Origin of the sequence: Spirillospora albida, assembly GCF_000718255.1 — a bacterium.
Taxonomy (GTDB): domain Bacteria; phylum Actinomycetota; class Actinomycetes; order Streptosporangiales; family Streptosporangiaceae; genus Spirillospora; species Spirillospora albida.
Genome location: NZ_JOFJ01000006.1, coordinates 251,040 through 259,925, shown reverse-complemented (window position 1 = coordinate 259,925; position 8,886 = coordinate 251,040). Strand labels below are relative to the sequence as shown.

11 protein-coding genes are annotated in these 8,886 nt (G+C 74.8%); 7 read left to right on the top strand and 4 right to left on the bottom strand.

The genetic code is table 11. From position 1 onward, the window contains the following. The 5 genes from IE99_RS0111460 to IE99_RS0111440 all read left to right on the top strand — a co-directional run. The coding region (locus IE99_RS0111460; protein ID WP_051712388.1) for a DUF58 domain-containing protein at positions 1 to 1,023 on the top strand (1,023 nt) is incomplete at its 5' end. Then, entirely contained in the window at positions 1,020 to 1,967 is a 948-nt protein-coding gene (locus IE99_RS0111455; RefSeq protein WP_030168008.1) for a VWA domain-containing protein, read from the top strand. The genes IE99_RS0111460 and IE99_RS0111455, both read left to right, overlap by 4 nt. Before the next feature lie 58 nt (positions 1,968 to 2,025). After that, positions 2,026 to 2,661 carry a class I SAM-dependent methyltransferase gene (locus tag IE99_RS0111450; RefSeq protein ID WP_030168006.1) on the top strand — a complete coding sequence of 212 codons (636 nt, stop codon included), beginning with the start codon at positions 2,026 to 2,028 and terminating at the stop codon, positions 2,659 to 2,661. After that, entirely contained in the window at positions 2,658 to 3,212 is a 555-nt protein-coding gene (locus IE99_RS0111445) for a TrmH family RNA methyltransferase (protein WP_030168003.1), read from the top strand. Before IE99_RS0111450 ends, IE99_RS0111445 begins: the two co-directional genes overlap by 4 nt. A 97-nt stretch (positions 3,213 to 3,309) precedes the next feature. Next, a complete protein-coding gene (locus IE99_RS0111440; protein ID WP_030168000.1) occupies positions 3,310 to 3,930 on the top strand; it encodes a class I SAM-dependent methyltransferase in 621 nt (206 codons plus the stop codon). Between the two features lie 7 nt (positions 3,931 to 3,937). On the opposite strand, the gene IE99_RS0111435 is transcribed toward IE99_RS0111440, so the two are convergent. Continuing rightward, positions 3,938 to 4,147 carry an EF-hand domain-containing protein gene (locus tag IE99_RS0111435; protein ID WP_030167997.1) on the bottom strand — a complete coding sequence of 70 codons (210 nt, stop codon included), beginning with the start codon at positions 4,145 to 4,147 and terminating at the stop codon, positions 3,938 to 3,940. Positions 4,148 to 4,266: 119 nt separating this feature from the next. Here IE99_RS0111435 and IE99_RS0111430 point away from each other — a divergent pair, with 119 nt between their 5' ends. Together IE99_RS0111430 and IE99_RS0111425 are read left to right on the top strand one after the other, a co-directional pair. Further along, the gene (locus tag IE99_RS0111430; protein WP_030167995.1) at positions 4,267 to 5,076 is read left to right on the top strand and encodes a glycerophosphodiester phosphodiesterase family protein; all 810 of its coding nucleotides are present in this window, start codon (positions 4,267 to 4,269) and stop codon (positions 5,074 to 5,076) included. 135 nt (positions 5,077 to 5,211) lie between these two features. Continuing rightward, positions 5,212 to 5,556, top strand: coding sequence for an RNA polymerase-binding protein RbpA (locus IE99_RS0111425; protein ID WP_030167992.1), 345 nt, complete (start codon positions 5,212 to 5,214; stop codon positions 5,554 to 5,556). Between the two features lie 118 nt (positions 5,557 to 5,674). On the opposite strand, the gene IE99_RS29055 is transcribed toward IE99_RS0111425, so the two are convergent. The 3 genes from IE99_RS29055 to lnt all read right to left on the bottom strand — a co-directional run bounded on the left by IE99_RS29055 (position 5,675) and on the right by lnt (position 8,756). Then, positions 5,675 to 6,184 carry an FxsA family protein gene (locus IE99_RS29055; RefSeq protein WP_051712387.1) on the bottom strand — a complete coding sequence of 170 codons (510 nt, stop codon included), beginning with the start codon at positions 6,182 to 6,184 and terminating at the stop codon, positions 5,675 to 5,677. A gap of 80 nt (positions 6,185 to 6,264) precedes the next feature. Further along, a complete protein-coding gene (locus IE99_RS0111415; protein ID WP_030167986.1) occupies positions 6,265 to 7,008 on the bottom strand; it encodes a polyprenol monophosphomannose synthase in 744 nt (247 codons plus the stop codon). A 5-nt stretch (positions 7,009 to 7,013) separates the two neighbouring features. Beyond that, on the bottom strand, positions 7,014 to 8,756 hold the full coding sequence (gene lnt / locus IE99_RS0111410; protein ID WP_030167983.1) for an apolipoprotein N-acyltransferase: 1,743 nt from the start codon (positions 8,754 to 8,756) through the stop codon (positions 7,014 to 7,016). Positions 8,757 to 8,886: the final 130 nt, after the last annotated feature.

The window sequence follows — 8,886 nt, the reverse complement described above, 5'->3', positions numbered from 1 at the left end:
ACCCCACCCGCCGACACGGCACCCCCCACCGGCACGGCCCCCCACCTCGCGCCCGAACGCACCCTCCGCCGCCTCCACCTCCAGGTCACCCGCCGCCTCGACGGGCTCCTCAACGGCGAACACCTCGGCCTCATCCCCGGCCCCGGCACCGAACTCGCCGAAGCCCGCCTCTACCAGCCCGGCGAGGACGACGTCCGCCACATGGACTGGGCCGTCACCGCCCGCACCACCACCCCCCACGTCCGCGACCTCATCGCCGACCACGAACTCGAAGCCTGGTCCCTCGTCGACCTCACCGCCAGCATGGACTTTGGCACCCACGACCGCACCAAACGCGACCTCGCCGCCGCCGCCCTCGCCGCCGTCGGCTTCCTCACCATCCGCCTCGGCGACCGCGCCGGCGCCTACCTCCTGCGCCCCACCGGCCTGCACCGCCACCCCGCCCGCACCGGACGCACCGCCATGCACACCCTCCTGCGCGCCGTCCTCACCCCCGCCCCCGACGACCGCACCGGCCACCGCCCCGCCACCCGGTCCGCACCCGACCTCGCCGGCGCCATCACCTCCCTCGACCGCGGCCAGACCCGCCGCGGCCTCCGCGTCGTCATCTCCGACTTCCTCGACCCCGCCGAAACCACCCCCGCCCAGAACGGCCCCGACACCCCGCCCCCCTGGGAACGACCCCTCCGCCGCCTCGCCGCCCGCCACCAGGTCCTCGCCATCGAGATCATCGACCCCCGCGAACTCGACCTCCCCGACATCGGCCTCCTCGAAATGACCGACCCCGAGACCGGCACCACCCACGAGATCGTCCTCAACCGCCGCGTCCGCGAACGCTACGCCGCCGCGGCCGCCGCCCAACGCGACCGCACCCGCACCGCCCTCCGCCGCGCCGGCGCCCACCACCTCGTCCTGCGCACCGACCGCGACTGGATCTCCGACATCGCCCGCTTCGCGCTCCGCCAGCGCCGCGCCGCCGGCCGCTCCGTCACCCCCGCCGCGGGAACGGGAGCACGCCGATGACCCTCCTGTCACCCGAACGGCTCTGGCTGCTCGCGCTCCTGCCCGTCCTTGCCGGCGTCTACCTGCTGCTCCAGTTCCGCCGCCGCACCTACACCGTCCGGTTCACCAACCTCGCCCTGCTCTCCCAGGTCGCGCCCCGCCGCCCCGGCTGGCGCCGGCACGTCGCCGCCGCCCTCTTCCTCGTCATGATCGCCCTCATGACCGTCGGATTCGCCCGGCCCGCCGCGTCCGTGAAAGTCCCCCGCGACCGCGCCACGATCCTCGTCGCCATCGACGTGTCCCTCTCGATGATGGCCCGCGACGTCGCCCCCACCCGCTTCGAGGCCGCCAAGAGCGCCGCCAAGAACTTCATCGGCGACCTCCCCGCCCGCTTCAACGTCGGCGTCGTCGCGTTCGCCGGCAGCGCCAACCTCGTCGCCGCACCCTCCACCGACCGCGCCCCCGCCCTCGCCGCCATCGACCAGCTCCTGCTCACCAAACGCACCGCCATCGGCGAGGCCGTCTTCACCTCCCTGCAGGCCGTCCGGTCCTTCGACGCCGACGCGTCCAAGGACCCCCCGCCCGCCCACATCGTCCTGCTGTCCGACGGGGACAACACCACCGGACGTTCCGTCGAGGAGGCCGTCGACGCCGCCCGCGCCGCCCGCGTCCCCGTCTCCACCATCGCGTTCGGCACCCCCTACGGCACCGTAGACATCGAGGGCGAGACCACCAGCGTCTCGGTGAACAAGGAGACCCTCCGGCTCCTCGCCGACAGCACCGAGGGCAAGCCCTACGAGGCCGCCGACGCCGGCGAGCTCCGCGACGTGTACGCCAACATCGGCTCCTCCCTCGGCTTCACCACCGAGCACCGCGACATCACCGCCCGCTTCACCGGCATCGCGCTGCTGTTCGCCCTCGCCGCCGCCGGCGCGTCCCTCGCCTGGTTCTCCCGCATGCCCTGAACCCGGCCCGAGCCCGCGCGGCCGTACCGGCCCCCGGACGCTGATACGGTCGGCCGACGTGGGGGAACACTACTTCGCCGGGACGCCCGGCACCGCGAGCCGCCGCCGGACCGTCGACCTCGTCCTGCCCGACCTGCACCTGCGGCTCCAGACCGACAGCGGCGTGTTCTCACCCGACCGCGTCGACCCCGGCACCCGCATCCTGCTGGAGACCGTCCCGCCCCCGCCCGAGACCGGCGACCTCCTCGACCTCGGCTGCGGATACGGCCCGATCGCCCTCACCCTCGCGCGACGCTCGCCGCAGGCGAGCGTATGGGGCGTGGACGTGAACGAGCGCGCGCTCACCCTTGCGAGAGAGAATGCCACCACCGCCGGCCTTGACAATGTAAGGTTCAGTCCGGCGGACGGGATCGCCCCCGGGCTGAGATTCGCCGCGATCTGGTCCAACCCCCCGATCCGCATCGGCAAGGCCGCCCTCCACGACCTCCTCCTCGCCTGGCTGCCCCGCCTCACCCCCACCGGCGCCGCCCACCTCGTCGTCCAGAAGCACCTCGGCTCCGACTCCCTGCAGCGCTGGCTGGAGACCCAGGGCCTGCCCACCGAGCGGATCGCGTCCCGCTCGGCCTACCGCGTCCTGCGCGTCTCCCCCGGCACCGTCCCGTCCGACCACACCCCGGAAGGCCGTACCCGATGAGCACCCCGGACCAGGGGCGGCGGCAGCTGCGCCCCACCGACGTCAAGCGCCTCAACCGCGACTGGCGGCGCCGCACCGGCGGACGACTCGGCCTGCTCGTCGAATCGGTCACCCAGCCGTTCAACATGGGCTCCATCATCCGCAGCGCCGCCGTGTTCGGCGTCGACCACCTGTGGCTCGCCGGGAACGCCACGCCCCCCACCCACCGCAACGTCAGCAAGACCGCCCTCGGCACCGAGCGGCTCGTCCCCTGGGACCACGCCGGCACCCCCGCCGAGGCCGCCGCCGCCGTCCGCGCGCGGGGCCTGCGGCTCGTCGCCATCGAGCTCACCACCGACGCCGTCCCCCTGCACGAGGCTCCCCTGGACGGCGATGTCTGCCTCGCCGTCGGCGGCGAGGACCACGGCTGCTCCCCCGCCCTGCTCGCCGCCGCCGACGCCGTCGCCTACATCCCGCAGATCGGCCGGGTCGGCTCCCTCAACGTCGCCGTCGCCGCCGCCATCGCGCTCGCCGAGGCCCGCCGCCGCGAATGGGCCCGTCCCGCCCCCTGATCCAACACCGGCTTTTTGCCGGAACGGCAACGAAATTCGCCGGAACCTGGCCGCCGCCCGCACCATCGACCCACCACGATCGACATCGGGAGGAACGATGAGCGAGGACACCGGCGCACGGTTCTGGGACGACCGCTACGCGCAGCACGAGCACCTGTGGAGCGGCGAGCCCAACGCCGCCCTCGTCCGCGAGGTCGGCGACCTGCCGCCCGGCACCGCCCTGGACCTCGGCGCCGGCGAGGGCGCGGACGCGATCTGGCTCGCCCGGCGCGGCTGGCGCGTCACGGCGGCCGACATCTCCCAGGTCGCCCTCGACCGTGCCGCCCGGCACGCGCGGGACGCCGGCGTCGCCGACCGGATCGACCTCCAGCGGCACGACCTCGCCGAGACCTTCCCCGGCGGCTCCTACGACCTCGTCTGCGCGTTCTTCCTGCACTCCCCCGGCGAACTGCTCCCCCGCGGCCGGGTGCTGCGGTCCGCCGCGGCGGCCGTCGCGCCCGGCGGGACCCTCCTCATCGTCGGCCACGCCGGGCCGCCGCCCTGGGAACCGGGCACCGATGTGCACCTGCCCACCCCGCAGGAGGTCCTGGACGCCCTCGAGCTCCCGGACGGGGAATGGGAACTCCTGCTCAGCGAGGAGCACGAGCGCGTCCAGAAGGGCCCCGACGGCGAACCGCACACCCGGATCGACAACGCCCTGAAGCTCCGCCGGACGTGACCGGCGGTCAGCCGGCGGACGCCATCAGCGCGCTGAACTCCTCGTAGGAGATCTTCCCGTCGCGGTCGGCGTCCGCCTGCACCACCACCTCCACGGCCCGCGTCTCGCCGATATCCTGGCCGAGCGCCCTCATCAGGTTCTTCAGCTCCGCCGTCGAGATGTATCCGTCGCCGTCGGTGTCGACGAGATCGAACGTGGCCCGGTAGTCGGCCGCCATCCCTGGCCCCTTTCTCCACCGGCCGCCCGGATGGCGGCCGGTCGCCGACCGTAGCACCCGCCCGCTGCCTTTACGAAGTAAGGTCGAGGCGGAATCCGCGGTCCCCCATAATCGGACGGGTGGCACGCTCGTACGACTTCCTCGACCACCCCGGGCCCATCCCGTTCGCCCACCGCGGCGGCGCGGGCGGCCGCCCCGAGAACTCCATGGCCGCGTTCCAGCGGGCCATCGACCTCGGCTACCGCTACCTGGAGACCGACGCCCACGCCACCGCCGACGGGGTCGTCGTCGCGTTCCACGACCGCACCCTCGACCGCGTCACCGACGCCGGCGGCACCCTCGCCCGCCTCCCCTACGCCGAGGTCGCCAAGGCCAGGATCGCCGGCACCGAGCCCATCCCCCGCCTGGAGGACGTCCTCGGCTCGTTCCCCGACGCGCGCGTCAACATCGACCTCAAGGACGCCCCCGTCATCGGCCCCCTCGCCGACGTCCTGCGCCGCACCAACGCCTGGAAGCGGGTCTGCCTCACCTCGTTCTCCACCCGCCGCCTCGCCCAGATGCGCGCCCGCCTCCCCCTCTACACCGACGAGGACGTCTGCACGTCCCTCGGCCCGCGCGGCGTGATGGCGCTGCGCGCCCGCTCCTACGGCGGCCCGACCGCCAAGCTCGTCCGGCTCGCCGCGACCGGCGTCGCCTGCGCCCAGGTCCCCTACGGCCTCGGCCCGCTGCCCTTCGTCACCGAGTCGTTCATCGCCGAGGCGCACCGCCTCGGCCTGCAGGTGCACGCTTGGACGGTCAACGACCCCGCCGCGATGGGACGGCTCCTCGACATCGGCATCGACGGGATCATGACCGACGACCTCGTCGGCCTCCGCCACGTCATGGCGTCCCGGGGCCTGTGGCCCCGGCCGCTGCCCCAGACCGGCTGACCCGCCCCCGGGATTTCCGGACGGCCCGCCGCGGTCGGCCCGAGCAGGGTTGGACCCGGGCCGGTGCGGGAATCTTGCACCCGTATTCAGCGTTGGAGAGGGCAACACCGCAAGCCGTCTGGGAGGCACGTGACGATGGCCGAGCGCGCACTTCGCGGCACCCGACTCGGAGCCACGAGCTACGAGAACGATCGCAACACCGATCTGGCCCCTCGGCAGGAGGTCGACTACACCTGCACCAAGGGCCACCGGTTCACCGTGACGCTCGCAGCCGAGGCCGAGGTGCCGATGACCTGGGAATGCCGCAGCTGCGGCGCCACGGCCCTGCGGGTCGACGGCGAGCTTCCGCAGGCCAAGAAGGGGAAGCCGCCCCGCACCCACTGGGACATGCTCTTGGAGCGCCGGACGCTCGAGGACCTTGAGGAGGTGCTGGCCGAACGGCTGGAGATCCTGCGCTCCGGGCGCAGGAAGTCCGCCTGACCGGCCGAGCGGACCTGACACACCGGGGCCCGCACCGCGATTCGCGGTGCGGGCCCCGGCCTCGTCACCGTCCATGCCGCACCGGCACGCGGCCCCACCCCGGCACGGTCCCGGTGGGTCAGGGGGTGTCGTCGTCGACGATCTCGCCCCGGACGACCGGACCCGACGGCACCCCGTCCCGGGACGCGCCCCCGCCGTCCGCGGGCGGGAACACCGGCCCCGGCGCGAACATCACCCGCGGCCCGTCCGCCGCGCCGGCCGCCCGCGCCCGCCGCCCCGCGTACCGGGCCAGGGCCGACCTGACGAGCGGCCGCGTGAACGGCAGCACCAGCAGAAAGCCCACCGCGTCCGTGACGAACCCCGGGATCAGCAGCAGCACCCCGCCCGCCATGATCAGCGCGGCGTCGGCGAGCTCCCGGTCCGGCAGCACGCCGCGCTGCAGGGTGTCGTTGAGCGCCCGCCACGCGCGCCGGCCCTCCCGGCGGACGATCAGCGCGCCGACGGCGGTCTCCGCCGCCAGCAGCGCGAGGGTCGGCCAGCCGCCGAGCGCGTGCCCCACCTGGATGATCGTGTAGATCTCCACGACGGGGGTCAGCAGGATCGCCAGGACCAGTACGAGCGGCAGCATGACTCCATCTTCGGGTCGCGGGAACTCCTCACGGTGTCCAACGCCGCGGCGCCCCCGAACGTTTCCCCCGAACCGGCCCGTCAGCGCGAGCGGAGCCGCCCGGCGCGCTCCCCGATCCCCCACTGGGTGATCCGCAGCGCCGCCTCGGCCATCACGTCCCGGCTCATCTTGCTGGTGCCGTGGACCCGCTCGACGAACGTGATCGGGACCTCGACGACGCGGAGGCCCTCGCGGAGGGCGCGCAGCGCGAGATCGATCTGGAAGCAGTAGCCGCGCGAGTCGACGTCGTCCAGCCCGATCTTGTCGAGGGTCGCGGCGCGGAACGCCCGGTAGCCGCCGGTGGCGTCGTGCAGCGGGATGCCGAGCATGAGGCGCGCGTAGGTGTTGGCCCCCCGCGACAGCGCCTCGCGGTGCCGCGGCCAGTTCTCGACCTTGCCGCCGGGCACCCAGCGGGCGCCGATGACCAGGTCGGCGTCGGCGAGCGCCGCGAGCAGCTTCGGCAGCTCCTCGGGCTGGTGGGAGCCGTCGGCGTCCATCTCGACCATGACGTCGTAGCCGTGCTCGGCGGCCCACCGGAACCCGGCGATGTAGGCGGGGCCGAGGCCGTCCTTGCCCTTCCGGTGCAGGACGCTGATCCGCTCGTCGGCGGCGGCCATCGCGTCGGCGACCGCGCCGGTGCCGTCGGGGCTGTTGTCGTCCACGACCAGCACGTCCACCGACGGCACGGCCTCGCGCACCCGGCCGGTGATGCGCTCGATGTTGTCCCGCTCGTTGTAGGTCGGGATGATCACGAGCACCCGGCCGAGGTCGGCTGGGATTTCCATCGGTGTCAATTCCCCTCGTTCTTCCTGGTGGATCTCGCCGCCCGCCCGGTGGCCCAGGCGGCCCAGGCGGCCGCGGCCGCCCCCAGCGCGGCGAGCGCCGCCTCGGGGGCGGCCCCGAGGCGGTCGGACAGCGTACGGGACGTCCGGGCCGGGACACGCGCGACCTGGACGTCCGGGACGAACTCGCGGGACCGGTCGATCAGCCGGCCGTCGGGCGCGACGATCGCGCTGATCCCGCTGGTGGCCGCGACCAGCACCGTGCGGCCGTGCTCGACCGCGCGCAGCCGCGACATCGCGATCTGCTGCGGCGGGAGGCTGGTCCGGCCGTAGGTGGCGTTGTTGGTCTGGACGACGAGGAGCTGCCCGCGCGCGACGTCGCGGACCTCCTTGTCGTAGGCGACCTCGAAGCAGATGACGTCGCCGACGGTGACGGGGCCGAGCCGCATGACCCCGGACCGGTCGCCCTTGGCGAAGTCGCGGGGGATCCGCTCGAACCGGGTGATCAGCTTGGTGAGGACGCCGCGGAACGGCAGGTACTCCCCGAACGGGACGGGGTGCCGCTTGACGTAGTGGTCGCCGGGGCCGGTGACCGGGTCCCAGACGATCCCCCGGTTCTCGACCTTGTCGCCGTCGGGGGTGTCGGTCAGGGCGCCGACGAGGACGGGCACGCCGATGTCGCGCACGGCGCCGTCGATGGCCGCGCGCGCCTCGGGCTCGGTGTAGGGGTCGAGGTCGCTGGCGTTCTCTGGCCACACGACCAGTTCCGGCTTGGGCAGGGTGCCGGCGCGGACCTTGGCGGCGAGGTCGCGGGTGGCGGCGACGTGGTTGTTCAGGACGGCCCTGCGCTGGCCGAGGAAGTCCAGGCCGAGGCGCGGCACGTTCCCCTGGACCACCGCGACGGTGACGGGGCGCCCGGCCGTCGGGACGGGGATGAGGGCGCCGCCGCCGGCGATCGCGCCGATGCCCGCGAGGGCGAGCCCCGCGGGCAGGAGCGCCCGCGCGGAGGGCCGTGCCCCGCGCGGCGCTGCGCCCGCCGCGTCGTCGGCGGCGTCGGTGGCGCCGGTGGCGGTGTCCGGGCCGGTGCCGGGTTCGGCGTCCCGGCGGACGGAGCGCAGGGTGCGGTACGCGACCGTGCCGGCGTAGGCGAGGAGGCCGCCGATCAGGGCCGTGGCGAACGTGACGAGCGGCGCGCCGCCCAGGGAGGCGTAGGGGGTGAGGGGCGTCGCGGTCTGGCCGAACGCGAGCCGCGCCCACGGGAACCCGCCGAACGGGAGGCGGCCCCGGACGTACTCCTGCGCGACCCACAGTGCGGCCGTCCAGAGGGGCCAGGCGGGCAGGCGGGTGACGAGCGCGATCCCGGCGCCCATGGGCGCGAGGTAGGCGGCCTGGACGAGGGACAGCAGGATCCAGCCGTCCGGGCCGACGGCGCCGATGCCCTCCAGCACGGGCAGGAAGAACGCGGCGCCGCCGACGAACGCGACCCACGCCGCGGTGCGGGCGGGCAGGCCCCGCAGGGCGAGGGTGAGCAGCGCGATGCCGGCGGGTGCGAGGAAGGTGAGGTCGGTGGGCGGGTAGGCCGACCACAGCAGGACGCCGCCCAGCACGGCCATGGCGATGCGGAGGCGGCCCGCGCGGCCGCCGTGGGCGATCCGGTAGAGCGGCGGGGGCCGGTCCGGGGCGGCGCCGGGCGCGCGCTCGGCGGCGGACGGCCCGCCGGGCCGCCGCTCCGGGATGGTCTCCTGGGCCATCCGCTCACCCCGTTCGCTCGTCCGCATGGTCCTGTGCCGGAACGGTACCGGCCCGCGGCGGCCGCCGCGACCGAGCCCCCGGCGGCGCCGTGCGGGCACGCGAAAGGGCCCGTGGCATCCGTCGGGCCGG